This window comes from Ramlibacter tataouinensis TTB310, assembly GCF_000215705.1.
Taxonomy (GTDB): domain Bacteria; phylum Pseudomonadota; class Gammaproteobacteria; order Burkholderiales; family Burkholderiaceae_C; genus Ramlibacter; species Ramlibacter tataouinensis.
In genome coordinates, this window is sequence record NC_015677.1 from 1,130,887 (window position 1) to 1,156,525 (window position 25,639).

Annotated in this window: 26 protein-coding genes; 15 read left to right on the forward strand and 11 right to left on the reverse strand. The window is 71.8% G+C overall.

Annotation, left to right across the window (positions count from 1 at the left end; translation table 11 throughout):
* Positions 1-7 precede the first annotated feature (7 nt).
* Complete coding sequence (locus tag RTA_RS05600) at positions 8-382, forward strand: VanZ family protein (RefSeq protein WP_158307820.1); 375 nt, start codon at positions 8-10, stop codon at positions 380-382.
* A gap of 24 nt (positions 383-406) precedes the next feature.
* Here the strand turns inward: RTA_RS05600 and RTA_RS05605 are convergent, their stop codons facing one another.
* From RTA_RS05605 to RTA_RS05615, 3 genes are read right to left on the reverse strand one after another with little or no spacing between them, the layout of a single operon-like run.
* Positions 407-1,309 (reverse strand): DMT family transporter, encoded by a 903-nt coding sequence (locus RTA_RS05605; protein ID WP_013900411.1) that lies wholly within the window; start codon positions 1,307-1,309, stop codon positions 407-409.
* A complete protein-coding gene (locus RTA_RS05610; RefSeq protein ID WP_013900412.1) occupies positions 1,306-1,803 on the reverse strand; it encodes a methylated-DNA--[protein]-cysteine S-methyltransferase in 498 nt (165 codons plus the stop codon). The genes RTA_RS05605 and RTA_RS05610 overlap by 4 nt, the downstream gene beginning before the upstream one ends.
* A 4-nt stretch (positions 1,804-1,807) precedes the next feature.
* On the reverse strand, positions 1,808-3,358 hold the full coding sequence (locus tag RTA_RS05615; RefSeq protein ID WP_041676155.1) for a DNA-3-methyladenine glycosylase 2 family protein: 1,551 nt from the start codon (positions 3,356-3,358) through the stop codon (positions 1,808-1,810).
* Positions 3,359-3,516: 158 nt separating this feature from the next.
* On the opposite strand from RTA_RS05615, the gene RTA_RS05620 reads away from it, so the two are divergent.
* The 3 genes from RTA_RS05620 (at position 3,517) to RTA_RS05630 (ending at position 7,307) form a co-directional block, all read left to right on the forward strand.
* Positions 3,517-4,899: a phosphomannomutase/phosphoglucomutase gene (locus tag RTA_RS05620; protein ID WP_013900414.1), complete on the forward strand. Its 1,383-nt coding sequence runs from the start codon at positions 3,517-3,519 to the stop codon at positions 4,897-4,899.
* Positions 4,900-4,995: 96 nt separating this feature from the next.
* Complete coding sequence (gene waaC, locus RTA_RS05625) at positions 4,996-6,000, forward strand: lipopolysaccharide heptosyltransferase I (RefSeq protein ID WP_041675082.1); 1,005 nt, start codon at positions 4,996-4,998, stop codon at positions 5,998-6,000.
* A gap of 23 nt (positions 6,001-6,023) precedes the next feature.
* Positions 6,024-7,307 (forward strand): 3-deoxy-D-manno-octulosonic acid transferase, encoded by a 1,284-nt coding sequence (locus RTA_RS05630; RefSeq protein ID WP_049871363.1) that lies wholly within the window; start codon positions 6,024-6,026, stop codon positions 7,305-7,307.
* A gap of 51 nt (positions 7,308-7,358) precedes the next feature.
* On the opposite strand, the gene RTA_RS05635 is transcribed toward RTA_RS05630, so the two are convergent.
* Positions 7,359-9,470, reverse strand: coding sequence for a glycosyl hydrolase family 8 (locus RTA_RS05635; RefSeq protein WP_013900417.1), 2,112 nt, complete (start codon positions 9,468-9,470; stop codon positions 7,359-7,361).
* A 548-nt stretch (positions 9,471-10,018) separates the two neighbouring features.
* Here RTA_RS05635 and RTA_RS05640 point away from each other — a divergent pair.
* Positions 10,019-11,428 carry a hypothetical protein gene (locus RTA_RS05640; protein WP_013900418.1) on the forward strand — a complete coding sequence of 470 codons (1,410 nt, stop codon included), beginning with the start codon at positions 10,019-10,021 and terminating at the stop codon, positions 11,426-11,428.
* Between the two features lie 46 nt (positions 11,429-11,474).
* Here the strand turns inward: RTA_RS05640 and RTA_RS05645 are convergent, their stop codons facing one another.
* From RTA_RS05645 to RTA_RS05665, 5 genes are all read right to left on the reverse strand, one after another.
* Positions 11,475-12,824, reverse strand: a complete 1,350-nt coding sequence (locus RTA_RS05645) for a TolC family outer membrane protein (RefSeq protein WP_013900419.1) — start codon at positions 12,822-12,824, stop codon at positions 11,475-11,477.
* An 18-nt stretch (positions 12,825-12,842) separates the two neighbouring features.
* A complete protein-coding gene (locus RTA_RS05650) occupies positions 12,843-13,181 on the reverse strand; it encodes a rhodanese-like domain-containing protein (protein WP_013900420.1) in 339 nt (112 codons plus the stop codon).
* 16 nt (positions 13,182-13,197) lie between these two features.
* On the reverse strand, positions 13,198-13,878 hold the full coding sequence (locus RTA_RS05655; RefSeq protein ID WP_013900421.1) for a protein-L-isoaspartate O-methyltransferase family protein: 681 nt from the start codon (positions 13,876-13,878) through the stop codon (positions 13,198-13,200).
* Between the two features lie 316 nt (positions 13,879-14,194).
* The gene (locus tag RTA_RS05660; RefSeq protein WP_081466218.1) at positions 14,195-14,887 is read right to left on the reverse strand and encodes a TetR/AcrR family transcriptional regulator; all 693 of its coding nucleotides are present in this window, start codon (positions 14,885-14,887) and stop codon (positions 14,195-14,197) included.
* 70 nt (positions 14,888-14,957) lie between these two features.
* Complete coding sequence (locus RTA_RS05665) at positions 14,958-15,722, reverse strand: YdcF family protein (protein ID WP_013900423.1); 765 nt, start codon at positions 15,720-15,722, stop codon at positions 14,958-14,960.
* Positions 15,723-15,796: 74 nt separating this feature from the next.
* Here RTA_RS05665 and msrA point away from each other — a divergent pair, with 74 nt between their 5' ends.
* The 7 genes from msrA (at position 15,797) to RTA_RS05700 (ending at position 21,558) form a co-directional block, all read left to right on the forward strand.
* Positions 15,797-16,342: a peptide-methionine (S)-S-oxide reductase MsrA gene (msrA, locus tag RTA_RS05670; RefSeq protein ID WP_013900424.1), complete on the forward strand. Its 546-nt coding sequence runs from the start codon at positions 15,797-15,799 to the stop codon at positions 16,340-16,342.
* Between the two features lie 23 nt (positions 16,343-16,365).
* A complete protein-coding gene (locus RTA_RS05675; RefSeq protein WP_013900425.1) occupies positions 16,366-17,034 on the forward strand; it encodes an ABC transporter ATP-binding protein in 669 nt (222 codons plus the stop codon).
* Complete coding sequence (locus RTA_RS05680; RefSeq protein WP_013900426.1) at positions 17,031-18,233, forward strand: FtsX-like permease family protein; 1,203 nt, start codon at positions 17,031-17,033, stop codon at positions 18,231-18,233. Before RTA_RS05675 ends, RTA_RS05680 begins: the two co-directional genes overlap by 4 nt.
* Positions 18,234-18,240: 7 nt before the next feature.
* A complete protein-coding gene (locus RTA_RS05685) occupies positions 18,241-18,480 on the forward strand; it encodes a hypothetical protein (RefSeq protein ID WP_013900427.1) in 240 nt (79 codons plus the stop codon).
* Positions 18,481-18,508: 28 nt separating this feature from the next.
* Entirely contained in the window at positions 18,509-19,021 is a 513-nt protein-coding gene (locus RTA_RS05690; RefSeq protein ID WP_013900428.1) for a DUF3299 domain-containing protein, read from the forward strand.
* 89 nt (positions 19,022-19,110) lie between these two features.
* Entirely contained in the window at positions 19,111-19,458 is a 348-nt protein-coding gene (locus tag RTA_RS05695) for a hypothetical protein (protein ID WP_226986120.1), read from the forward strand.
* A 105-nt stretch (positions 19,459-19,563) separates the two neighbouring features.
* Positions 19,564-21,558 carry a TonB-dependent receptor gene (locus tag RTA_RS05700; RefSeq protein ID WP_041675086.1) on the forward strand — a complete coding sequence of 665 codons (1,995 nt, stop codon included), beginning with the start codon at positions 19,564-19,566 and terminating at the stop codon, positions 21,556-21,558.
* A 17-nt stretch (positions 21,559-21,575) separates the two neighbouring features.
* Here the strand turns inward: RTA_RS05700 and RTA_RS05705 are convergent, their stop codons facing one another.
* Both RTA_RS05705 and RTA_RS05710 read right to left on the reverse strand, forming a co-directional pair.
* Entirely contained in the window at positions 21,576-21,959 is a 384-nt protein-coding gene (locus RTA_RS05705; protein WP_013900431.1) for a type II toxin-antitoxin system death-on-curing family toxin, read from the reverse strand.
* A complete protein-coding gene (locus tag RTA_RS05710; RefSeq protein WP_013900432.1) occupies positions 21,956-22,180 on the reverse strand; it encodes an AbrB/MazE/SpoVT family DNA-binding domain-containing protein in 225 nt (74 codons plus the stop codon). The genes RTA_RS05705 and RTA_RS05710 overlap by 4 nt, the downstream gene beginning before the upstream one ends.
* Before the next feature lie 100 nt (positions 22,181-22,280).
* On the opposite strand from RTA_RS05710, the gene sugE reads away from it, so the two are divergent.
* The 3 genes from sugE (at position 22,281) to RTA_RS19660 (ending at position 25,637) form a co-directional block, all read left to right on the forward strand.
* Entirely contained in the window at positions 22,281-22,598 is a 318-nt protein-coding gene (gene sugE, locus RTA_RS05715; RefSeq protein WP_013900433.1) for a quaternary ammonium compound efflux SMR transporter SugE, read from the forward strand.
* 149 nt (positions 22,599-22,747) lie between these two features.
* On the forward strand, positions 22,748-23,587 hold the full coding sequence (locus tag RTA_RS05720) for a glucose 1-dehydrogenase (RefSeq protein ID WP_013900434.1): 840 nt from the start codon (positions 22,748-22,750) through the stop codon (positions 23,585-23,587).
* 49 nt (positions 23,588-23,636) lie between these two features.
* Positions 23,637-25,637, forward strand: coding sequence for a PAS domain-containing hybrid sensor histidine kinase/response regulator (locus RTA_RS19660; protein WP_013900435.1), 2,001 nt, complete (start codon positions 23,637-23,639; stop codon positions 25,635-25,637).
* Positions 25,638-25,639: the final 2 nt, after the last annotated feature.

Here is a 25,639-nt window from a genome sequence, read left to right on the forward strand (position 1 = left end):
TCCCGGCATGCAGCCTTCCATCGCCCGCGCGGGCTCCGCGCTTTTCTGCGCGGCCATCCTGCTCGGCACGCTGATGCCGGGCCCCTGGCGCGATGCCGCAGCACGGCCGTTCGAGCTGACCCTGGACCTGGGACTGGTGGCCCATGTGGTGCTGTTCGCCGGGCTGTGCCTGCAGCTGCCGTTCACGCGCTGGTGGGCCATGGCCTGGTGGCACGTGCCGGCGATCGGCCTGGGCCTGGCACTGCTGACGGAAGGGCTGCAGTCCTTCGTGCCGGGCCGCCATCCCAATCTGGCCGGCGTGCTGCAGGACCTGGCGGGCACGCTGATGGGCTGGGTTGCGGCGCGTACCTGGCAGGCGCGCCTGGCGGCCCGCACCGCCTGAGGGCCGGGGGCCGGGGGTCGGCCGTCAGGGCGCCGGCTGCGCGACGCGCGTGCCCAGCCTGAGCAGGCCGGTGGACAGGGCGGTGCCGGTGACGATCACGGCGCCGCACAGCAGCATCCAGGCCGTGAGCGCCTCCCCCAGGAACAGCACGCCGTAGACCACGGCGAACACCGGCAGGACGAAGGTCACGGCCAGCGCCCGGGCCGGGCCGGCCCGCTCGATCAGGCGGAAGAACAGCACATAGGCCAGGCCGGTGCACACCACGCCCACGACCAGCATCGCCAGCCAGGCGCGGCTGCCGGGCATCCGCGCCGGCCACAGCCACAGCGCCGGCAGGGCCAGGCCCAAGGTCGCGCCGAGCTGGCTGCCGGTGGCGGTCACCAGGGCCGGGACGCCGGCCAGGTAGCGCTTGGTGGCGCTGGCGGCGATGCCATAGCACAGGCAGGCGCCCAGGCAGGCCAGCACGGCCCAGCCGGCGGCCGCGCCCGAGGCGCCTGCCGTGAAGCTGGCCCGCTGGCCGGCCAGCAGGGCCACCCCCGCGAACCCCACCAGCAGGCCCAGGATGCGCGAGCCGGCCGGCCGGTCCTGCAGCCACAGCCAGGCGACCAGCGCGCCGAACATCGGCGCGGTGGCGTTGAGGATGGCCGACAGCCCGGTGGTGATGGACAGCAGGGCGAACGCGTACAGCGCGAACGGGATGCCCGAGTTCACCACGCCGATCAGGAAGGTGGCCTTCCAGTGCCGGCGCAGCTGGGGTCCGAGGCCGCGCACCAGCACCAAAGGCAGCAGGAAGGCCGCGGCGATGGCCACCCGCACCGCCGCCGTGGGCAGGGCGCCGAACTCCACCACCGCCAGCTGCATGAACAGGAACGAGGCGCCCCAGATGGCGGCCAGCAGGACGAAGTCGACGATGGCCGCGGGGGTCATGCGACGCCCTCGAGCCGCAGCAGGGCGGTCTTGCGCTCCAGCCCGCCGGCATAGCCGGTCAGGGCGCCGGCCTTGCCCAGCACGCGGTGGCAGGGCACCACGATGCTCACCGGGTTGCGGCCCACGGCCGCGCCCACGGCGCGCACCGCGGCCGGCTGGCCGATGCGCTCGCCCACGGCGCCATAGCTCAGGGTGGCGCCGCGCGGGATGCCGCACAGCGCCTGCCACACGGCCTGCTGGAACGGCGTGCCGGCCTGCAGGTCCAGCGGCAGGTCGAAGCGGACCAGTCGCCCGCCGAAGTAGGCATCGAGCTGCGCCAGCGTCTCGCGCAGCACCGCATGGGCGGGATCCGGGGCCCAGCCGGCGCTGCCCGCCGGCCAGTGGCGCTGGCCCTCGAACCACAGGCCGGCCAGGCCGCGCGGGCTGGCCGCGACCAGCATGGGACCCAGGGGGCTGGCATAGCCGGCGGTCGCCAGGGAAGGATGGAATCTCATACGGTCAGCCTCCAGCCGCCGCCGGTTCCCGGCGCACGGCTCTGGTTTCAGGGAGCGTCACGGCGCCGGGCGACGGTGCCGCCCAGGCGCGCACCACGGCATAGCTGCGCCAGGGTTTCCAGGCCTGGGACGCGGCCTCGGCCTCGCGGGCCGGGTTCTTCGCGCCGAGCACGCCCAGCGCCTTTTGCAGCGCCACGTCGCCGGCCGGGAAGGCGTCGGGCCAGCGCAGCGCGCGCATCGCGATGTACTGGGCCGTCCAGTCGCCTATGCCCGGCAGCTCGCGCAGCGCGGCGATGGTGGCGTGCACGTCGGCACCGCCGTGCAGCTGCAGGCCGCCACCGGCCACGGCGCGGGCCAGCGCCACGATGGCGGCCTGGCGCTGGCGCACGATGCCCAGCTGCCCCAGCGCGTCGCCCCCGGCCTGCGCCAGCACCGACGGGGCGGGGAACAGGCGCGTCAGCCCCGCCAGCGGCGTCTCCACGGGCTCGCCGAAGCGGTCCACCAGGCGCTGCGCCAGCGTGCGGGCGGCGGCCACCGTGATCTGCTGGCCCAACACCGCCCGCACCGCCAGCTCCCAGCCGCTGAGCGTGCCCGGCACGCGCAGGCCGTCGCCCTGCGGGAAGCTCGCGTGCAGCACTGCGTTGACGGCCTTGGGGTCGGCGTCCAGGTCGAGCGCGGCGCGCAGCCGCCGGATCACCAGCGGCAGCGCCTCCAGCAGCGAATCGGCGACCTGCAGCACCAGCTGGTGCCGGTCCTCGTCGAAGGTGCCCACCAGCCAGCCGCGGTGCACGCGGCCGCCGGCCTCGATGGCCAGCGTGCGTCCCAGGCGGCGCTGCGCTTCGTCGACGAACTCGACGCCCGCGATCACCCGCCTGGCGAAAAATCCCAGCATGGCCGCCACGTCGTAAGGCGGCCGGTAACCCAGGCGTATGCCCAGGCCGCCCGCGCCGCGTGCCGGGCCGCCTGCACGGCGCAGGCCGCTGGGGTTGAGGCCGTAGTGCTCGAGGAAGGCGGCATTGAAGCGGCGCACGCTGGCATAGCCGCTGATGAGCGCGACCTGGGTGACGGGCAGGTCGGTGTCGGCCAGCAGCTGCTTGGCCATCAGCAGCCGCCGCGTCTGCAGGTACTGCACCGGCGAGACGCCCAGCTGGGCCTCGAAGATGCGGCGCAGGTGGCGGTCGCTCACGCCCAGCCGCGCGGCCAGCTGGTCCATGGAGGGAGGGCCGCCGGGCCATGCGTCCGGCTCGTCCAGCAGCCGGGCCGCCTGCCGCGCCAGGATGGCGCTGGCGTCCTGCACCGACCAGGCCAGCGAGTGCGGCGCCAGCTCGGGCCGGCAGCGCAGGCAGGGCCGGAAGCCGGCGCGCTCGGCCGCGGCCGCATGGCCGAAGAAGCGGCAGTTCTCGCGCTTGGGCGTGCGCACGCTGCACACCGGCCGGCAGTAGATGCCGGTGGAGGTGACGCCGGTGAAGAAGCAGCCGTCGAAGCGCGCGTCCCGCGACTTGAGCGCCAGGTAGCACGTGTCGGCGTGCAGGGGTGCTTCGTGGTCGGGCGTCATGCGGGGCATCATAGCCAGCGCATGCACGGCGACTGGCCGTTTCCGGACACGTGCCTGCCTGGCCGTGGCTGGTCTTTTCGGGCCGGCGCGGGACGGATGGGCTGGCCATCCCTGCCACAATCTCGCGTTGTTTTTGGCTTCCGGGGAACACGAACACCATGCAACTGTCGCCATCCATCTTCAAGGCCTACGACATCCGCGGCATCGTGCCGTCCACGCTGGACGAGGAGGTGGCGCAGGCCATGGGCCGCGCCTTCGGCGCGGCCGCCCTGCGCGAGGGCGAGAAAGCCGTGGCCGTGGGCCGCGACGGCCGCTTGAGCGGCCCGGCCCTGTCGGCGGCCCTGGTGCGCGGCCTGGTGGCCTCGGGCATCGACGTGATCGACGTCGGCATGGTCACCACGCCCATGCTGTACTTCGCCGCCAGCACGCTGTGCACCTCGGGCATCCAGGTCACCGGCAGCCACAACCCCAAGGACTACAACGGCTTCAAGATGGTGCTGGCCGGGCGCGCCATCTACGGCGAGGAGATCCAGGCCCTGCGCCGGGCCATGGAAGGCCCGCAGCCCGACGCCCCGGCGCCCGGCAAGGTTCGCAACGTCAACGTGTTCGGCCCCTACCGCGACCGCATCGTGTCCGACGTCAGGCTGGCGCGGCCCATGAAGATCGTGGTCGATTCCGGCAACGGCGTGGCCGGCGCCTCGGCCCCGGCCATCCTCCGCGCGCTGGGCTGCGAGGTGGTGGAGCTGTACAGCGAGGTGGACGGCAACTTCCCCAACCACCACCCCGACCCCAGCAAGCCGGAGAACCTGAAGGACCTGATCGCCGCCCTTAGGACTAGCGGCGCCGAGCTGGGCCTGGCCTTCGACGGCGACGGCGACCGGCTGGGCATCATCACCCGCGGCGGCAACAACATCTACCCCGACCGGCAGATGATGCTGTTCGCCCGCGACGTGCTCACCCGCGTGCCGGGCGGCACCATCCTGTTCGACGTCAAGTGCACGCAGCGCCTGGCGCCCGCCATCCGCGAGGCCGGCGGCCAGCCGCTGATGTACAAGACCGGGCACTCGCTGATCAAGGCCAGGATGAAGGAGGTGGATTCCCCGCTGGGCGGCGAGATGAGCGGCCACATCTTCTTCAAGGAGCGCTGGTTCGGCTTCGACGACGGCACCTATGCCGGCGCCCGGCTGCTGGAGATCCTCTCGCGCTCGCAGGACCCGAGCGCCGTGCTGGACCAGCTGCCCACCAGCCACTCCACGCCCGAGCTGAACGTCAAGTGCCAGGAAGGCGAGCCGCACGCCCTGGTGGCGCAGCTGACCCAGAAGGCGAAGTTCGCCGCGCCGGCCGAGGTCTCCACCATCGACGGCGTGCGCGTGGACTGGCCCGACGGCTTCGGCCTGATCCGTGCCTCCAACACCACGCCGGTGCTGGTGCTGCGCTTCGAGGGCCACACGCCCGAGGCGCTGCACCGCATCGAGGCCGAGATGCTGGCCTTGCTGCGCAGCGTCAAGCCGGACGCGTCGTTCGCCGAGGCGGCTCATTGAACGAATGACGCCCCCACCCTTGTCACTGCGTGTACTGCGCTGCCCCCCGAGGGGGCCGTGGGCGCCTTAGGGCGGCCCGGCGGCGCCCAAGTCCGCATGCGCGTCCTGATCGTCAAACTGTCATCGCTTGGCGACGTGGTCCATGCCATGCCGGCGGTGCAGGACATCCGCCGCGCGCGGCCCGACGCGGTGATCGACTGGGTGGTGGAGCAGGGTTTCGCGCCGCTGGTGCAGCGCTGCGAGGGCGTTGCGCGGGTCATTCCCTGCGAGCTGCGGCGCTGGCGCAAGTCGGCCCTGTCGCGCCAGACTCGGCACGAATGGCGCGCTTTCCGCGAGGCGCTGCAGCACGAGGCCTATGACGCCGTCATCGACCTGCAGGGCCTGACCAAGTCGGCCCTGGTGGCGCACACCGCGCGGCTCGCGCCCGGCGGCAAGCGCTACGCGCTGGCCAACCAGACCGAGGGCTCGGGCTACGAGGCGCCCACCCGCTGGGTGGCCGACGTGGCGGTGCGCGTCGAAACGCGCATCCATGCGGTGGACCGTTCGCGCCAGCTGTGCGCGCGGGCCCTGGGCTACACGCCCGGGCCGGCCGAGCACTTCGGGCTGCTGGCCCGCGGCGCTGCCGGCAGTGCCGCGGGGCAGGAGGTCGCGCTGGTCCACGGCACCTCGCGCGACGACAAGCTCTGGCCCGAGGCCCACTGGGTCGCCCTGGGGCGCCGCCTGGCGAGCGCCGGCTTCGCCCTCGGCCTGCCGCATGGCAGCGAGGCGGAGCGCGCGCGCAGCGAGCGGCTGGCCGCCGCGCTGGGCGCCGCCGCCCGCGTCTGGCCGCGGCTGGACCTGGGCCTGCTCGCCGACCGGCTGGCCGGCTGCGCCGGCGTGGTCGGCGTGGACAGCGGCCTGTCGCACGTGGCCACCGCGCTGGACCGGCCGCACGTGCAGGTCTACAACTTCGACACCGCCTGGCGCACCGGCCCGGTGGGCCGCCCCCGGCAGGTCGCCGTCTACGCCGCGCCCACGCCGGCGGTGGACGCGGTGTGGCAGGCCTGGCAGACCGTCCACGGCGCCGCAGGCGCCGGGGTGGGCGGCGCGCAAGCCCTGTGATCCGCGCGCTGTACTCGCTGGTGATGAGCGGCGCGCAGCCCCTGCTGCGGCGCAAGCTGCGCCGGCGCGGCGAGGCCGAGCCGGGCTACCTGGAGGCCGTCGACGAGCGCTTCGGCCGTTACAGCGGCCCGGCCCGGCCCGGAGCGCTGTGGATCCATGCCGTGTCCCTGGGCGAGACGCGCGCCGCCGCCATCCTGGTCGGCGCGCTGCGCCGGCGCGAGCCGGGCCTGCGCCTGCTGCTGACGCACGGCACCGCCACCGGCCGGGCCGAGGGCGCGCGCCTGCTGCGCGAGGGCGACACCCAGGCCTGGCTGCCCTGGGACACGCCGGGGGCGGTGGCGCGCTTCCTCGACCACTTCCGGCCCTGCGCCGGCGCGCTGATGGAGACCGAGGTCTGGCCCAACCTCACCGCCGCCTGCGCCCGGCGCGGCGTCCCGCTGGCGCTGGCCAACGCGCGGCTGTCGGCCAAGTCGCTGGGCCAGGCCCTGCGCATCGCGGCGCTGGCCCGACCCGCGTACGGCGCCCTGGCGGCGGTGTGGGCGCAGACCGAAGCCGACGCCCAGCGCCTGGCGCAGGTCGGCGCGCGCGTGAGCGGCGTCTTCGGCAACCTGAAGTTCGACGCCCAGCCCGATGCCGCCCTGCTGGACCGGGGCCGGGCCTGGCGCCAGGCCCTGGGACAGCCGGTGGTGATGTTCGCCAGCTCGCGCGAGGGCGAGGAGGCGGAGTTCTTCCGCGTCCTGCAGGCGGATCGGGAGCTGGCCCACGCCGGCCGGGCGCGGGGCGCCATCGACGCCACGGCGCCCGGGGTGCGCTGGCTGGTGGTGCCGCGCCATCCCCAGCGCTTCGACGAGGTGGCGGCGCTGGCGGCACAGGCCGGCTTTCGCGTCTCGCGGCGCAGCGGCTGGTCCGACCTGGCGGGCCCCGCCGACGCTGCCGAGATCTGGATCGGCGACTCGCTGGGCGAGATGCCGCTGTACTACGGCCTGGCCGATGTCGCCCTGCTGGGCGGCAGCTTCGCGCCGCTGGGCGGGCAGAACCTGATCGAGGCCGCGGCCTGCGGCTGCCCCGTGGTCATGGGCCCGCACACCTTCAACTTCGCCGAGGCGGCGCAGCTGGCCGAAGCCGCCGGCGCGGCCGTGCGGGTGGGCTCGATGGACGACGGCGTGCGCCAGGCCGCCGACCTGCTGGCCGGCACCGGGCGCCCCGCGGCCAGCGCACAGGCCGCGCTGGCCTTCGCCGGGGCCCACCGCGGTGCGGCCGAGCGGACCGCGCGGGCGTTGCTGGAACTGGCGGCACCCAGGCCATGAAAAAAGGCGGCGCAGGCCCCGCCTGCGCCGCCCACGGTACGGGGCTTTTCTTCAGTTGAACTGCGCGTCCTGCGGCGCCAGCTCAATCCAGTCGATATCGAGCGGCTCGCCGTCCTTGCTCAGGGTGATGACGTTGGTCCCGCTGGGCAGCGCCGTGGTGAGCAGCTTGAGCCAATGCCAGTTGCCTGACGTGCCGCCATGGGCCACGGTGTGCGAAACACCGTTGAGCACCATGGTCAGGTTCTGCGGCACCTGGGCGCGGTAGCCGATACGGATGGCGTAGGTGCCTGCAGCCACGTTGGGGAAAGTCGCCGTAAGCCGGTTGCTGCCCGTGGTGAAGGGGCCCACGTAGCCGGTGCCGTCGTAGCCTGGCACGTCCGTCCTGACGGATGCGCCCGTGCCGCTGACCGCGGCGTTCTCCGCCTGGATCCGCTTGGTGACCGGCAGGCTGGCGGGCGTGCCGCCGGAGGGGACGATCTCGAAAGCGTCAACGGCCATCCACCCCCACTCCTTGCGGAAACCAACCGTGTTGGTGCCGGCGGCCAGGGGCACGCCGCTGAGGGTCTTGTAGCCCCACGGGCTGCCGGTGCCGGGGAAGCTGTGGCTCTGCGGCCTGCCGTTCACAAGCACCTCGTTGTACTGCAGGCCGCCGGAGTTGTAGCGGATGCGCAGGTCGTAGGTGCCGGCGGCCACGTTCGTGAAAGCGACCTGCACGGAGTCGCCGTCATTCGCAAAGGGACCGACGAAGCCGGAGCCCTCGTAACCCGCATGGTTGGCGTTCACCGTCACGTTCCCTGTCAGCGTCCCGTTCTCTGCCTGGATCTTGCTGCCGGACGGCACGGCGGCGGGCGCCGTCGGGTTCCACCAGTTGCCCGATGCCACGATCATGGGGATCAGCATCAGCTCCGCCTCGTAGTAGGTGGCCTGGAACTGCTGCGCCGAGAACGTCCACAGGCTGTTGAGGAAAGGCTGCAGGCTGCTGTCGACGATGGCGCCGGCCAGCATGGGGCCGATGGTGCCCTTGGGGTACCAGTTGTTCAGGTAGGGCCGGTAGTAGCAGGTGCCGAGCTGGCCGGCCAGGGTGTAGCCGATGGCCGTCTTGCCCGGATCGCCGCCGGTGTCGGCGACGAAGAAGTTCATCATCTTCAGCACGATGGCGCGAACGCGGTTGTCGCCGGAGAAGACGTAGTCCGTGCCGAAGCGCCACGGGTTGCGCTGCGCATTCGCGAAGTAGTCACCGTCGGTGGCGGTGCCGTCTCCCATGGCCTGCGTGCAGGCCACGGACCCGGGGCTGGGCGCCGGCGAGCTGTCGGTGTACTTGATGAAATCGGGCTGCAAGCCCGCCGCCGGTGAGTAGCCGGCGATGACCTGCTCCAGCAGCAGCAACTGCTTGTCGACCACCAGGTCCCAGAACGCATCGCCCGTGGCCTGCCGGAAAGCGCGGAAGTGGCCGAACATGAAGTCGGAAGTACGCGAGGTGTTTTCCGTGGGCCGCCCGCGCAGGCGCCCGTCGGAATAGGTGCTCCAGGCCTTGAGCGCGTTGATGGTCCTGATCGCCTCCTGCCGGTAGTTCCATGCGCCGGCGGAGCCCCACTGGCGGTCGGCCATCAGCAGCGCCATGGCGATGTCCAGGTCGCCGTCGGTGGCGGGCCACCGGCCGTACTGGGGGCCGGTGTGCGAGCCGTCCGGCATCAGCGTCCATTCCATCAGGTAGGGCCAATGCGAGGCGTAGCGGTTGTAGCCGTCGTCGTGGTAGTTGGCCAGTCCGTCGGCCGGGCGGGCCCGGGCGGTGGTCAGCAGGCCGTCGAAGATCTGCTGCGCTTCGGTATCCGCGCCGGCCATCAGCACGGCGATCAGCATGCCGTAGCCGATGCCTTCGGACACCGTGAGCCGCTCGGGCGTGGGCGAGTCGCTGAACTTGACGGCCATGCCGCCCGGGATGGTGGGGATGCTGCGCGCCAGGCGCTGCGTCTTCCACATCTGGTACTTGTCGCGGATGGTCTGGTCCATCTGCGCGGCGGTCTGGTTGTTCACCTTCACGCCATGCGGATAGGGATCGAGACGGGCGCCGAAGGGATAGGACGGCGGTGCGGCGTGCACCGATGCACCGGCCAGGGCCAGGGCGAGCGACAGCAATGCCGCTGTCTTGCAAAGCGGATTCATAAGAGTCCTTCGTGAAAGGTTGTGGTGGTTCTTCTGGTCCCTGGGCCTCCCGGGCCCCAGGGGGTTTCACGAGCCTCGGCTGCATGCGACATCGAGGGCTCGGCGGCGTCGGGCACGGTTTCCCGAAGACGTGTCAGCACCCGCGCGGCGGCGCGCGCGGCAGATGGATCAGCATGAGCTCCTCCCTACGGACGAGCCAAGCATGCTTCAGGAATCCTATGCCGTCAAAGCTGAGCTTGAAAACGATGGACTACGCCGCCGCAAGTTTGGAAAACCTTCTCCCGCATGCGGCCGGCCATGTACTTTCTGTTTTTCCTTATTCAGAGAAGAAAGTCACGGTCCGGCGACGAAGTGGATGCCTCTTCCAGCGGCGGCGGAGCACCGCCTTGCTCATCAATCTGAGGCGGACAACCTTTGCCGACCAGTACTGCGCGCCAGACGCTGAGCTTGCAAGCGCCTTATTACTGCTGTTGCAGATGGAGAAACCTGTTCACATGTGCAATCCCAACAATGTACTTCCCGTTTCTAAATATTCAGGGAGATAAGTGATGGTTCTTTCCACGAAGTGGATGCCTGTTGTCGGCTTTTTGTTTGCGCTGGCTGCCTGCGGCGGTGGCGGTAGTAGTGGCGGTGGCGAATCCGCCAGCGGCAGTGCCAGCGGCACCGGCGTGGTGACCGTCGGCGGTGGCGAGACCGGAGGCGGCGGCAGCACCGGAAGTGATACGCCGCCCACGGCTGAGTGGGTCGGCTCCGTCATGGTGGGCGATCAGGCGGGGGACCAGACCACGCCGGGGATTGCGCGCCTGAGTTCAGGCGAGTCGGTCGTGGTGTGGACGGCGGCCGACCGCACCATCCGCGCGCGCCGCTACAACGACGCCGGCGCGACCGTGGGCGCCGAGATCGTGGCCAACACCGGCACCGCACCGGCTTTGGCAGCCGGCGTTGCCGCCCTGGCCAATGGGGGCTTCGTGGTCACCTGGATGGCGCAGGACGGCACGACTCCGTCACGCACCGGCACCCACGAGTACCCGCTGATGAACGTCTACGCCAAGCGGTTCGACAGCACGGGCGAGCCCGTCGGTCCGCAGATCAAGCTGAGCAATGAGAGCAGTTATTACTTCTCGCAGGTGGTTCCTGTCGCGCTCGCCGACGGCGGCTATGTCGTCGTCTGGGCCTGGGATGTGGCATTTCCCGACATGCCCTACTACGGCGGGCCATCGCTGCGCCTGCGCAAGGTGGATGCAGCCGGCAATCCGGCCTCGCCGGAGCAGCCGGTGGACGCGCAATATGACGGGACTGCAGTGCGCTTCTCGGCCGCACCGATGGCCGACGGAGGGTTCATCGTGTTCTGGCAAGGTAGGTCGTATTCCCGTATCGACGCACCCAGTGGTGTGCGCCTGTCGCGGTTCGATGCCACGGCCACGCTGACAGGGCCCACAAGGACGCTGGATGGATCGGGTACCGGGGGTTTTGACGTGGCGAGTACCGCCTACAACCCTGCCATAGCGACCCTGCGAGACGGCGGCTATGTGCTGGCGTGGCAGAGCGGCGATTCGCTGGTGATGCAGCGCTTCAATGCCGCGGGGACTGCGGCGACCTCGAAGCAGCCTCTCGGGCCGCGGATTGCCCCGACGGGATACGGGAGCGCTCCCCCGATGGCCCACCCGATGCTGGCGGCGCTGAGCAATGGAGGGTTCGTGGTGGCATGGCACATCCGAGAAGATGCCTATCCGGCCGTCACCTACCGATTCAGCGCCAGGCGCTTCGACGCCAGCGGCGCTGCAGCAGGCGAGACCCTTCCGCTGGGTTCGTACACTACCGCTTCGGAAAACCTTGGGCCGGGTCGGGTGGGGTGCCCGTGCAGCGCCGCTGCACCCAGCAGCAATGGCCACTTTTTCCTCGTGAGCCAGTGGCATGACGCCGCGACCGGCTGGGACATCCGCCTGACGCGCCAGTAGCGCCTCCCACCGCGCGGCGCACCAGCCGCCGCGCGGCGCCAGCGCCTCAGCGCACCACCAAAGCGTTCAGCCGCGCCAGGTCCTGCTCGGTCAGCGTGCCGTTGGCCTGGCGCAGGCGCAAGGTGCCCAGCAGCACGTTGTAGCGGGCCTGGGCCAGGTCGCGCTTGGTCTGGAACAGCTGGCTCTGGGCGTTGAGCACGTCGATGTTGATGCGCACGCCCACCTGGTAGCCCAGGCGGTTGGCCTCCAGCGCGCTCTGGCTGGAGGCCTCGGCTGCCTCCAGCGCGCGCACCTGGCCCTGGCCCGAGACCACGCCGAAGTACGCGGTGCGGGTGGCCTGCGCCACGTTGCGCCGCGCGGCCTCCAGGTCGGCCTGGGCGCGCTGTTCCAGCGCCAGGGTCTCGCGGATGCGGTTCTGGGTGGCGAAGCCGGCGAACAGCGGCAGGTTGAAGGCGATGCCGACCTGCCCCGTGTTGCTGCGCGAGGCCCCCGCGAAGGTGGTGCTGCCGCTGGGGTTGCGGTTGAGGTTGTAGCTGGCCTGCAAGTCCACCGTCGGCTTGTGGCCGGCCTCGGCCTTCTCGGTCTCCAGCTCGGCGATCTCGCGCGCGATGCGGGCCTGCTGGATCTGCGGGCTGGCCTGCTCGGACTGCTGGACCCAGGCGCTGACGTCGTCGGGCTGCGGGGCCGGCAGCACCAGCGGGGTGGCCAGCGGCACCGGCTGCGCGTCGTCCTTGCCGACCAGGGTGTCCAGCGCCAGCCGGTGCACGCGCAGGTCATTCTCGGCGGCGATCTCCTGCGCCGTCACCAGGTCGAAGCGCGCCTGCGCCTCGCGGGTGTCGGTGATGGTGGCGGTGCCGACCTCGAAGTTGCGCCGGGCCGAGGCCAGCTGCTCGGCCACCGCGGTCTTTTGCGCGCGCACGAAGGCCAGCGTGTCCTGCGCCGCCAGCACGTCGAAGTAGGCCTGGCTCACGCGGATGATCAGGTCCTGGTTGGCCGCCGTGAGCTGGGCGCCGGCCAGCTCGGCCTGGCGCTTGCCCTGCTCCCAGGTGGCGAAGTTGGCCGGGCGGTACAGCGGCTGCGAGGCCGACAGCGTCGCGTTGCGGTTGTTGAAGCCGCGGTCGGTCTCGACACCGCCCACGGTGCTGTCGAACTGGGTGCGGTTGACGCCGGCCGACAGGCCGGCCTGCGGCAGGATGCCCGCGCGCGCCTGCTCGGCCCGGTGCAGGTTGGCGTCGTACTGGGCACGGGCCGACTGCCAGGTGGCGTCGTAGCCGCGGGCCGCTTCGTACAGCTCCAGCAGCGTCTGCGCCCGGACCGGGGCGGCGAGGAGGGTCGCGCCCAGCAGCGCCAGCGGCACCGGCGAGAAGCGGGGAAGGGGCCGCGGCAGCGGGGTCATGGTGCTCCTTGGGGTGGGTCAGTAGCGCGGCACGCCGGCGTCGCGCTCGGCCGACCAGGCGTCGATGCCGCCGGCGATGTTGGCGACCTGGCCGAAGCCCTGCTGCGCCAGGAACATCGCCACCCGCTGGCTGCGCGCGCCGTGGTGGCACAGGCAGGCGACCGGCCGCTGCGGGTCCAGCTCGCCCAGCCGTGCCGGCACCTGCCCCATGGGGATGGTCACCAGGTCGAAGCCCTGGGGCCGCACGGACGCCGCGCGCAGCTCGCCCGCCTCGCGCACGTCCAGCACCACCGGGGCCTGCCCGGCGTGCCGCTGCAGCCAGGCGTCGAGTTCGCCGGGGCGCACCTGTTCGATCATGCTGTTGCCTGCCGTATCAGAAATGGAAGCGCGACGGCTCGGGGAAGTTCAGCAGGCGCGGCGCCACCGTGTCCCAGCGCTGCACCGTCGTGTAGGTGGTCTCGCCGGTGCGCGTGATCAGCGTGGCGCGCATCACCGGCTCGCTGCCGACGATGGCACCCAGGCGGCCGCCCACCTTCAGCTGCAGCAGCAGGGCCTGCGGCACCTCGGCCACCGAGCCGCTGAGCAGGATGACATCGAACGGGCCCTCGGCGGCCAGGCCGCGCGAGCCATCGGCCTCGCGCACGTCCACCTGGGTGATGCCCGCGCGCTGCAGGTTGGTCCGCGCCATGGCGGCCAGCTGCGGGTCGATCTCCAGCGTGATGACGCGCTGCGCGCGGCCGGCCAGCAGGGCGGCCATGTAGCCCGAACCGGCGCCGACCTCCAGCACCTTGTCGTGGCGCTGCGGGTTCACGTCCTGCAGCAACCGGGCTTCCACCTTGGGCGCCAGCATGCAGCGGCCGCTGGCCAGGGCCTGCTCGGCCGGGGAGGCCAGCGGGATTTCCATGTCGACGAAGGCCAGGGCGCGGTGCGCCGGCGGCACGAAGTCTTCGCGCCGCACCTCGGCCAGCAGCTCCAGCACGTCGGGATCGAGCACGTCCCAGGGGCGGATCTGCTGCTCGATCATGTTGAAGCGGGCTTGTTCGAGGGAGTTCATGTCTTGGGAAGGGATTCGCGGTCGGGACAAACGGACGATTCTAGGGAAGCTCTGGACAAGTCGCGCCGTGCGCGACGGGACTTTTCCGGGATGAGCCGCAAGGCGCCGGACCCAGGGCAAGCCTGGACGGCTTGCCTGGTCCGGCAACGCCGCGGATCGCCCGGAAAAGCCCGTCCCCGGAGGGTCTCGGCCCAAAACCGGTGTCTTGCCCACCAAGTTTCTTGCCCGTGCGTGCAGCACGGGCTGCGAAACGTTGGCGGCCAATCCATCCGGTTTTGGGCTCGAGCGCGCACGGCGGGACTTGCTCAGAGCTTGCCTAGGAGCGGCCCGAGCAGAAGCCCTGCAGCAGCGTCTGCGCGGTGGCGCGCACGTAGCGCAGGGGGTCGATGGGGTCGCTGCACGGCACGCAGGCGCCCAGCGAGTGCTTGTTCATCACCAGGAAGATCATGGGCGCGATCACCGCGTAGATCGCGTGGTCGATGTCGGGGACCTGGAACTCGCCGCGCTCCACCCCGCGCTGCAGGATGCGCCGCAGCAGCGTCTGGCCGGGCAGGATCACCTCGCGCTGGTAGTAGGCGGCCACCTCGGGGAAGTTCTGCGCCTCGCTGACCATCAGCTTGGTGATGCCCGAGGCGCGGGTGGCGCCTATGCGCTCCCACCAGGCCAGCATGAAGAATTCCAGCATCTCGGCGCTGCTGCCCTCGAAGGCCGCGAACTCCTGGTTCCATTCGGCGAACCGGCCGGCGATGTTCTCGCGCACCACGGCCTTGAACAGCTCCTCCTTGCTGGGGAAGTACAGGAACAGCGTGCCCTTGGAGACGCCGGCGCGGGCCGCGACTTCCTCGGCGCGGGTGGCGGCAAAGCCTTTTTCGACGAACAGGTCCAGGGCGGCGTCCAGCAGCTCACCCGGCCGCGCCTCCTTGCGGCGCTCGCGCTTGGCCTGGACCCCGTCGCCGGGGTCGCCGCCGGGCTTGTCCTGCCGGCCGATGAGCTTGGAAAGGGAGGGCATGTTAATGACTGACTGGTTAGTAATGTAGCCAGGCCCGGCGCATCCCGTCAACCATTCCCCGCGCCTCCACTCAGGTCGCCGCCTGCAGCGCCAGCCACTCGCGCAGGATCTGCCGCGTGGCCGCCAGGCCCTGGCCCGAGGGCAGCCATTCCAGCGCCGGCCGCTCGCGCGGGACGACGAAGCCGGTGGGCGCGGGCAGCACCTCGAAGCCGGCGCGGCGGAACTCGACCACGGCCCGCGGCAACTGCCAGGTGTCGGTGACCAGGGCGATGCGGTCCACGCCGTCCCGGCGCATCAGCGCGCGCATCTGCTGGGCGTTCTCCGCGGTGTCGCGCGAGCGGCCCTCCACCCAGCGCAGATCCGCGCCGAAGTCCTCGCCGGCGGCGCGGCGTGCCACCTCGGCTTCGGAAGGCGCCGCCGTGCCCAGCGCCGACCAGGCCACGCCGCCGCTGAAGCCCAGCGGCAGGCCGGTGGCCCGCGCCAGGCGCACGCCATAGCGCAGCCGCGACCAGGTGTTGGCCGAGGGCTGGGCCTGCCCGTATTCCGGCGCCTGCGGCAGCACGCCGCCGCCCAGCACCACCACGGCCTGCACGCCGGCCGCGCGCAGCTCGGCCGCCGTCACCGGCCGCACCGGCGGCAGCAGCTGCCGCGCCAGCGCCACCGCCACCGCGTGGCTGCTCAGGGCCCACAGCAGGGCCAGCCCAGCCAGGCCCAGCAGCAGGCCCAGGCGGCGCCGGGCCCAGGCCAGCGCCAGCCCCAGCAGCGCGAGCAACAGGGGCCCGGACGGCGGCAGCACGACGGCGGCCAGGAAAGTCTTGATTTCACCCGCTTGCATAGGGGCGCCATGGTAGCGGCGGGCCGGTACCGCACCGGCAGGCTACAGTGGACGGCTGTCAAGGAGACGCGAGCATGAGCGACCAATCAACCATCGTGCTGGGAGGCGGCTGCTTCTGGTGCACCGAGGCGGTGTTCAAGGAAGTGCGCGGCATCACCGACGTGGAATCCGGCTACAGCAACGGCCATGTGCAGCGGCCCAGCTACGAGCAGGTGTGCACCGGCGCCACCGGCCACAACGAGGTGGTGAAGCTGACCTATGACCCCGGGCAGATCAGCCTGCGGCAGATCCTGGAGATCTTCTTCGTGGTGCACGACCCGACCACGCTGAACCGCCAGGGCAACGACGTGGGCACGCAGTACCGCAGCGGCATCTACACCACCACGCCCGAGCAGAAGGACGTGGCCGACGCCATGATCCGCGAGATGGGCCAGGAGAAGCTGTTCGGCAAGCCCATCGTGACCGAGGTGCTGCCGCTGTCCAACTACTGGCCGGCCGAGGAGTACCACCAGGACTTCTTCGAGAAGAACCCCCACCAGGGCTACTGCATGGCAGTGGCGGCGCCCAAGGTCGCGAAGTTCCGCAAGACCTTTGCCGAACTGACCAGGGCCCCGGCCTGAGCGGTGGCGGCGGGCCTGCGCACGTGATCGAGACCCGGGGCCTGCGCTTTCGCTACCCCGCGGGCGGCGACCTGGCCTTCGCGGACCTGGCGGTGCCGCAGGGTGGGCGGCTGGTGCTGCGCGGGCCTTCGGGCGCGGGCAAGTCGACTTGGCTGGCGCTGGCGGCGGGCCTGCTCACGCCCGGCGCGGGCAGCATCGCGGTGGCCGGGCAGCCGCTGCAGGCCCTGCGTCCCGCCGAGCGTGACCGCTGGCGCGGCCGGCACCTGGGCTTCCTGCCGCAGAAGCTGCACCTGAGCGACGCGCTCACGGTGCAGGAGAACCTGGCCCTGCCTTTCTACGCCGCCGGCCTGCCGGTGGACCGGGCCGCCATCGCCCGGGTCCTGGACGCGCTGGGCGTCGCCCCGCTGGCCGGGCGCCGGCCGCAGCATCTGTCGGGCGGGCAGGCCCAGCGGGTCGCGCTGGCACGCGCCGTGCTGCTGTCGCCGCGGGTGCTGCTGGCCGACGAGCCGACCGCCAGCCTGGACGACGCGGCTGCCGACGCCGCGCTGCGCGTGCTGGACGAGAGCGCCAGCCGCTGCGGCGCCACCCTGGCGGTGGCCACGCACGACCGGCGCGTGCTGCAGGCCTTCCCCGGGGCCGTGGTGCATGAGATCGGACCCGGGTCGGCCGTCGCGTCGGCCGCGGCACCATGAACACGGCGACCCTCGCCTTGCGCTACCTGTGGTCGCGTCCGCTCACGGCGCTGCTCAACCTGCTGCTGCTGACCCTGGGCCTGGCCGCCATCACCTTCGTGGTGCTGGTGGGCGAGCAGGCCGGCCGCGCCTTCGAGCGCGACCTTGCGGGCATCGACCTGGTGGTGGGCGCCAAGGGCAGCCCGCTGCAGCTGATCCTGGCCGGCGTGTTCCAGATCGACGTGCCGCCCGGCAACGTGCCGCTGGCCGAGGTGCGGGCCCTGCAGAAGCACCCGCAGGTGGCCCGGCTGATCCCGCTGTCCATGGGCGACAGCCTGCGCGGCCACCGCATCGTGGGCACCACGCCCGACTACCTGGCGCACTATGGCCTGTCGCTGGCCCGGGGGCAGGGCGGCTTTGGCCCCATGGAAGCCCTGCTCGGCGCGGGCGTGGCCCGGGCCACCGGCCTGGCACCCGGCGAGGCCTTCGTCGGCAACCACGGCCTGGGCGGCGGCGGCCACGCCCACGGCGACACGCCCTACCGCGTGGCCGGCGTGCTGGCGCCCTGCGGCTGCGTGGCCGACCGGCTGGTGCTGACCTCGCTGGAATCGGTGTGGCGGGTGCACGAGGACGCCACCACGGCCGACGAGGAGGACCGCCGGCTGCTGCAGGCCGAGCGCGAGGTGACCCTGGCCCTGATCGCCTACCGCACCCCGCTGGCCGCCGTGAGCTTCCCGCGCATGGTCAACGCCACCACCGCCATGCAGGCCGCCGCGCCGGCTGTCGAGGTGACGCGGCTGGCGCGGATGCTGGGCGTGGGCGGCGACGTGCTGCGCGGCCTGGGGCTGGTGCTGCTGGCCACGGCGGCCCTGTCGGTGTTCATCGCCCTGTGGAACGCGGTGCGCGAGCGGCGGGCCGACCTCGCCATGCTGCGCATGCTGGGCGCCACGCCGGCGCGGGTGGCGGCCCTGGTGGTGTGCGAGGCGCTGTGGCTGGCCCTGATCGCCTGCGTGCTGGGGCTGGCCGCCGGCCACGCCCTGGCGGCTTTGGTAGGCTACGTGCTGGCCGCGCAGCAATCGCTGCCGCTGTCCGGCGCGGTCTGGCTGGCGCGGGAACTGTGGATCCCTGCCGCGGCGCTGGCCGTGGCCGTGGTCGCCGCGCTGATCCCCGCGCTCAGCGCCTACCGGGTCGACGTGGCCCGCCTGTTGCAATCGAGGTGAACCAGACATGAACCGACTGCTGATCGCGCTGCTGCTGGCTCCGCTGGCCGCCCTGGCCCAGGGCCAGCACGGCGCCGAGGACATCAAGAAGGACGTGCAGCGCCACCGCGCGATGGCGGCGGCCCACGAAGCGGCCGCCAGGTGCCTGGAGTCCGGCAAGGGCCACGACGCCTGCCAGAAGGAACTGCAGGCCGCCTGCAAGGGCCTGGCCATCGGAAAATACTGCGGCATGCGGCACGAACACTGAGCCACGCCACTTCTCCGGGAGCCTTGCCATGAAACTGCGTTGTTCCGTTTCCTTCCTGCTCGCCGCCTTGCTGGCCGCCTCCGCCATGGCGCAAACGGCGGCGCCCCTGGGCTCGCCCTTGCCGCAGGGGACGGGCCCCGGCGTGCACAGCCCCGACAGCCCGTTCAAGCCGCTGCCCCAGCGCAGCGACGTGGTGCCCTGGTCGGTGCTGACGGCGGTCAAGACCCGGGTCGAGAAGAACCGGGTGCTGCCGGCCTTCAAGCCCGAGCAGCTCGCGCTGAACCAGAAGACGCAGCGCCTGCAGGGCTTCATGATGCCGCTGGAGCCGGGCGAGAAGCAGCGCCATTTCCTGCTCAGCTCGGTGCCGCTGACCTGCGGCTTCTGCGTGCCCGGCGGGCCGGAGAGCATGGTCGAGGTCAAGACCAGGTCGCCGGTGGCCTACACGATGGAGCCGGTGACGGTGGAGGGCCAGTTCGCGGTGCTGAACGACGATCCCTACGGCCTGTACTACCGCATCACCGACGCGGTGGGCGTGAAATAGGACCGAGGCTGCCGTTCGTGCGCTCCTCGCGGTTCTTGGTTGTCCTGCTGCTGGCGTTCGCTCTCATCGGGGCGCAGGCGTTGGGGCTGATGCACCGCCTCGTCCATGGGCCGCAGGCGCACCTGGCGCATGCGCTGCAGGGCGGCGGCGGGCATGCGCACGAGCACCCACAGGCACACGACCATGAGCATGACGATGACCATGCGGGTCACCACCATCACGACGGCACCGGCTGGGCTGCTGCCCTGTTCGCCGGCCATGACGACGAGTCCACCTGCCGGCTGTTCGACCCGCTGAGCCACGAGGGTCTGCCCGGCGTGCCGATGCTGGCGCTGCCGCTGGCCTTGAGCACCTTCTTCCTCGACCGGTTCCAGGGCGACTTCCTCGTCCGCTGGGCCGCGCTGTTCGACGCGCGCGGCCCGCCCGCGCTCCGCTGATTCCCGCTGACCAGGGCTGCACCGGGCGCTTGTGTCCGGTGCAGCTGCTTTTTTCTTGCGCAATCACCGGAGCTTCACTTGAATACCCTCTTTCCCCGTAGCGCCATGAGCGCTGCCGTCGCCTGCCTGGGCCTGGGTGCCCACGCGCAATCCCAACCCGATTCGCCCGCGGTGCTGCCTCAGGTCACCGTGACCGGCAACCCGCTGGGTGCGACCGACCTGGCCGTGCCGGCCGAGCGCTACGGCGGCACCGGGCTGCTGCTGCGCTCGCAATCCACCCTGGGCGAGACGCTCAACCACACCCCCGGCGTTTCCAGCACCGGGTTCGGGCCCAACGCCAGCCGGCCCGTCATCCGCGGCCTGGACGGCGACCGCATCCGCATCCTGAACAACGGCGGCGCCAGCGTCGATGCCTCCGGCCTGAGCTTCGACCATGCGGTGCCGCTGGACCCCATCGCGGTGGACAGCATCGAGGTGCTGCGCGGCCCCGGTGCGCTGCTCTATGGCGGCAGCGCCGTGGGCGGCGTGGTCAACGTCATCGACAACCGCATCCCGCGCGCGCCGGTGCAGGGGCTGACCGGCCGCCTCGATGCCAGCTACGCCACCGGCGCCCGCGAGAAGGCGGGCGCGGCGATGGTCGAGGGCGGCAACGAGCGCTTCGCGCTGCACGTGGACGCCTTCGGACGCGACGCGCGCGACGTGCGCGTGCCCGTCACGCTGCCCTGCACCCGGGGCGACGAGACGCGCCTGGCTCGGCGCGTCTGCAACTCCGCCGCCGAATCGCACGGCGGCGCGCTGGGCGGCTCGGTGTTCCTGGACCGCGGGGGCTACCTGGGCGCCTCCGTGGCCAGCTTCCGCAAGGACTACGGCACGGTGGCCGAGGACGAGGTCACGATCGACATGAAGTCCGACCGCTACGCCCTGGAGGGGCTGTGGCGCGCGGCCGGCGGCCCGGTGGACAGCATCAAGGCCCAGTTCGGCCACACCGATTACCGCCACACCGAGTTCGACGCCGGCGAGGCCGGCACGCTGTTCAGGAACCGCGGCAACGACTGGCGCATCGAGCTGCGGCACCGGCCTCTCGGGCCTCTGGAAGGCGTGGCCGGCCTGCAGGGCGAGCACACACGCTTTGCCGCCGACGGCGAGGAGGCCTTCGCGCCGTACAGCCGCACGCGGCAGCAGGCGCTGTTCGTCTACGAGGAGCTGGCCACCGGCTGGGGCAAGCTCACGTTTGGCGGGCGCACCGAGTCGGTCCGCGTCGAGTCGCTCGGCAATCCCGAGGTCGACCGCTTCGCCACCGGCGGCCGGCGCTTCCGCGCCAACAGCTACGCGCTGGGTGCGCTGTGGCAGCTGGCGCCGGCCTGGCAGCTGAGCGGCAACCTGGCGCATACCGAACGCGCGCCGCGCGACTACGAGCTGTTCGCCAATGGGCCGCACGTGGCCACCGGCGCTTACGAGCTGGGCGATGCGACGCTGGACAAGGAGCGCTCCGACAACCTGGACCTGGGGCTGCAATGGAAGCAGGGGCCGAGCAGCGCGCGCCTCGGCGCCTTCGTCACGCGCTTTCGCAACTACATCTCGCTGGAATCCACCGGCGCCGAGGTCGAGACGGAGGAGGGCGAGTTCCTGCCCGGGTTCGCCTACCGCCAGGTGCCGGCGCGCTTCCAGGGGCTGGAGGCCGACGGCACGGCGCGGCTGCTGGAGCGCGGCCACACGCTGGACCTGGAATGGCGCGGCGACCTGGTGCGCGCCACCCACCGCGGCACCGGCGAGCCGCTGCCGCGCATCCCGCCCGCGCGCGCGGGCGCCACGCTGGTGGGCGCGCGCGGCCCCTGGAGCGCCCGCGTCGGCTTCGATGCCGCGGCCCGGCAGGACCGCGTGCCCGAAGGTGAGCGGGAGACCGGCGGCTACACCCTCTGGCATGCCGCGCTGACCTACCGCACGAAAGCCGGCTTGGCCGATGCGCTGTGGTACGCCCGGCTGGACAACGCGACCGACAAGCTGGCCTACAGCGCCACCTCCATCCTCACCCAGACCGCGCCGGGCAGGTCGCCACTGGCCGGCCGCAGCCTGCGGCTGGGGGTGCAGGCGAATTTCTGAGCTGCGGCAGGAGGGCTTCAGCGGCGCACCAGCCGCTCGCGCAGCCACGCCGCGAACTCGGCATCGTTCATGTCGCCGGCCGCCACGGCGAGCATGGCCATGGTCGCTTCCGCCTGGCTGGTGACCAGGCGCCAGCCGTTGAGGTGCAGGAACAGGCCGACCGACAGGAAGGCCGCGCGTTTGTTGCCGTCTACGAAGGGATGGTTCTTGGCGACGGCGACGCCATAGCTGGCGGCCAGGTCCGCGGCATCGGGGTCGCCGTAAGCGTCAAGGTTTTCGGGCCGGGCCAGCGCCGCCTCCAGCCGCCCCTCGTCGCGCAGGCCAGCGGCTCCGCCATGCTCGGCCAGGCTTTCGCCATGCAGCAGTAGCAGCGCGCGCTTGTCGACCCAGCGCCAAGTCACTTGGCGAGCTGGTGGAAGGTGTCGCGGAACTCGCGCATGAACTCGCGCCCCGCCTGGATCTGCTCCTCCAAGGTCGGGTCATAGGGCGTCAATGCATAACCTTCGGGCGTTTCCGTCAGGAAAACCGTTTGACCTTTTTCCAGCCGCATGCGGTTCAGCGCTTCCTTTGGCAGGATCACGCCGATGGAGTTGCCGATCTGGGTGAGTTTGAGCATGTGCATCAGGCTTCCCCTGTTATAACGGTCGTTATAGTAGACCGGCAGCACAGGAGCTGCAAGTGCTGCCGTGACGAAGATCAGTTTCATCAAGGAAAGGCGAACCATGGCATGGCTGGTGCTCGTGATCGCGGGCCTGTTCGAAGTGGGCTGGGCGATCGGCCTGAAGTACACCGAGGGCTTCACCCGCCTGTGGCCCTCGGTGGGCACGGTGGCAGCCATGGTGGTCAGCGTGGTCCTGCTGGGCTGGGCCATGCGCACGCTGCCCGTCGGCACCGCCTATGCCGTGTGGACCGGCATCGGCGCCGTCGGCACGGTGGTGCTGGGGATCGTGCTGTTCGGCGAGCCCGCCACCGTCGCCCGGCTGGCCTGCGTCGGCCTGATCCTGGCGGGCATCGTGGGCTTGAAGATCACCCACGCCTGAGGTCCGGGCCGTCGCGCCGCCTGTCGGCGAGACAACTGAGAGCAATGTTGCGGGGGTGACACCCCGGCCGAGGAAGTGTCCCTTCTAGGCTTCCCCACCGGCGTTTCTCTTGCTGCGATTCCCGCAGGGGCGCCGCCGAGGAGAGCCCCATGCCCCAGCCGACCCAGCAACAAAAGCCACCCGGCGTCGAAACGCAGATGGCGCCCAAGCCGGATCATGGCGAGCAGAGCTACCAGGGCTGCGGCAGGCTGGTGGGCAAGGCGGCGGTGATCACGGGCGGCGACAGCGGCATCGGCCGGGCCGTCGCGATCGCCTACGCGCGCGAAGGCGCCGACGTGCTGGTGAGCTACCTCAACGAGGAGGAGGACGCGCAGGAAACCCGGCGCTGGGTGGAGCGGGCCGGGCGCAGGTGCGTGCTGGCCGCCGGGGACATCCGCGATCCGGCGCACTGCCGCGCCATCATCGACCGCGCGGTGGACGAGTTCGGCAGGGTGGACATCCTGGTCAACAACGCCGCCTTCCAGATGACGCGCGAGTCCCTGGAGGAGATCCCGGACGAGGAGTGGATCTACACCTTCGACGTCAACATCCACCCGCAGTTCTTCCTGGCCAAGGCGGCGCTGAAGCACATGAAGCCGGGCTCGTCGATCATCAACACGACCTCGGTGAACTCGGACAAGGCGCCGCCCAAGCTGATCGCCTACTCGGCCACCAAGGCGGCCATCGCGAACTTCACCGCCAGCCTCGGCCAGTCGCTGGCGGACAGGGGCATCCGGGTGAACTGCGTCGCGCCCGGACCGATCTGGACCCCGCTGATCCCGGCCACCATGCCGCCGCAGCAGGTCGAGAGCTTCGGCCAGGAGGTGCCGATGAAGCGGCCGGGCCAGCCCAAGGAGGTGGCCACGCTGTTCGTCTTCCTGGCGTCGGACGACGCGAGCTACGTCACCGGCGCGCGCTATGCCGTGACCGGCGGCACTCCCATCCTCTGAGTTCCCGCGGGACTGCGCGCCCGCGGGCGAGCGTCCTGCTGGGCCAGCCGTGCATGGCATCATCGACCCGATGCCCGAAACCGCTTCCGTGATCTGGTACACCGGCGCCGATGGCGCGGTGAGGCGCCGGAACCCATCCTGGGAACAATTCACGGGCCAGAGCCATGCCGACTACCACGGCTGGGGCTGGCTCGACGCCATCCACCCCGACGACCGCAACCGCGTGGCCCAGGCCTGGCGCGACGCGGTCGCCGACGGCACGCTCGACCGGCTGCGCTACCGGCTGCGCCGCCACGACGGCCAGTGGCGCGACGTCACCGCGCATGGCTCGCCGCTGCTGGAGGACGGCCGTCCGCCCGAGTGGGTCGGCATCTGCGTGGACATCACCCACAGCCTGCAGGCGGAGCGCGCGCTCAAGGCCAGCGAGGAGCGGCTGCGCTTCCTGGACCGCCTGGGCCAGGCCGCGCGGCCGCTGACCGACGCCAACCGCGTCATGGCGACCACGGCCCGGCTGCTGGGCGAGTACCTGGGCGCGACGCGCTGCGCCTACGCCGACGTGGAGGCCGACAGCAACCGCTTCACCATCCGCAGCGACTGGTCGGTGCCGGGTGTGCCCAGCAGCGCGGGCGTCTACTCGCTGGACCTGTTCGGCCCGCAGGCCACCTCCAACCTGCGCCGCGGCCAGCACCTGGTGGTGCGCGACGTGGACCGCGAACTGGGCGACGAGGGCGGCGGTCGCATGTTCAACGCCATCGGCATCAAGGCCATCATCTGCGCCGGCCTGGCCAAGGACGGGCGGCTGGTGGCCATGATGGCGGTGCACCAGTCCCAGCCCCGCAACTGGACGCGGGCCGAGCTGGCCCTGGTCGAGGAGGTGGTGGACCGCTGCTGGGCCCACATCGAGCGCGTGCGCGACAGCGCCATGCTGCGCGAGCAGGACCGGCGCAAGGACGAGTTCCTGGCGACGCTGGCGCACGAGCTGCGCAACCCGCTGGCGCCCATGCGCTACGCCGTGGCCATGATGCGCATGGCCAAGGATGGCAGCGTGCTGCCGCAGGCACAGGAGGTGATCGACCGCCAAGTCAGCCACATGGCCCGGCTGATCGACGACCTGCTGGACCTCTCGCGCATCAACCGCGGGCTGATCCAGCTGCAGCGCGAGCCGGTGCGGCTGGCCACGCTGCTGCAGCGCGCCGTGGAGACGGCCCGCCCCGGCATCGAGGCCGCGCGGCATCGCCTGGAGCTGCAGCTGCCGCCGGACAGCCTGATGGTCGATGCCGACCCGGCGCGCGTGGTGCAGGTCATCGGCAACCTGCTCAACAACGCGGCCAAGTACACGCCCGACGGCGGCCACATCCGGCTGGCGGCCTGGGCCGCCGGACGCAACGCAGTGCTGGAGGTGGCGGACAACGGCATCGGCATCCCGCCCGACCAGCAGGGCAAGCTGTTCCAGATGTTCACCCAGCTGCACCACACGGCCAACCGGGCGCAGGGCGGGCTGGGCATCGGCCTGTCGCTGGTCAAGACGCTGGTGGAGATGCACGGCGGCTCGGTGCGGGTGGACAGCGCGGGGCTGGACGAGGGCAGCCGCTTCACGGTGGAGCTGCCCCTGGCCAAGGCTGCGGTGGTGCCCGCCACACCGCCGGCGGCCGCGACTCCCAGCGCCCCGGGCCCGACCCGGGTGCTGGTGGTGGAGGACAACCGCGACGGGCTGGAAACCCTGTTGGCCCTGCTGGACGTGCTGGGCTACGAGGTGGCGGGCGCGGCCGACGGGCGCGAGGGCCTGGCGGTGGCGCGGCACTTCCGCCCACAGGCGGTGCTGCTGGACCTGGGGCTGCCGGTGATGGACGGCTTCGAGGTGGCCCGGGCGATGCGCGAGGACCCCGCGCTCAAGGACACCTACATCGTGGCGCTGACCGGCTGGGGCGCCGACAGCGACCGGCAGCGCACGGCGCAGGCCGGCTTCGACGCCCACCTGACCAAGCCGGTGGCGCTGGACACGCTGGAGGAGATGCTGGCGCGGGCCACGCAGCCCGCGGCCGGCAACTGAGC